Origin of the sequence: Aquabacterium parvum, assembly GCF_001447195.1 — a bacterium.
Taxonomy (GTDB): domain Bacteria; phylum Pseudomonadota; class Gammaproteobacteria; order Burkholderiales; family Burkholderiaceae_C; genus Aquabacterium; species Aquabacterium parvum.
In genome coordinates this window covers 1-273 of the sequence record NZ_LFRI01000407.1, presented here as the reverse complement: position 1 = coordinate 273, position 273 = coordinate 1, and the positions used below count along the sequence as shown (strand labels likewise).

The window sequence follows — 273 nt, the reverse complement described above, 5'->3', positions numbered from 1 at the left end:
CATGCGAAACGGCGTAGCCCTTTCCATGCAGATAGCGATAGAACAGCTCGACATACGGCAGCTCATCGAGCGGCTCATCGGTCAGCTCTTCCGGCACCTCGACACCTCGGAAGCACCCAGCAGAACCAAGAAGGCGCTTCCCCTTGAGCGTCTGAAAGGCATGCCATGTATCGGCAACCGGCTGATCGCTGAACTTGACGGCGTACTTGAAAACCTCCATGAACCCCTCGGCGGGATCTCCAACGATGGGCCGCACATCAACGATGAAGCTGT

The 273-nt window shown here is 57.5% G+C and carries 1 pseudogene; it reads right to left on the bottom strand.

The window, feature by feature from the left end:
- Window positions 1–273, bottom strand: a pseudogene (locus ABG80_RS22915) (protein rep); the annotation flags it as partial.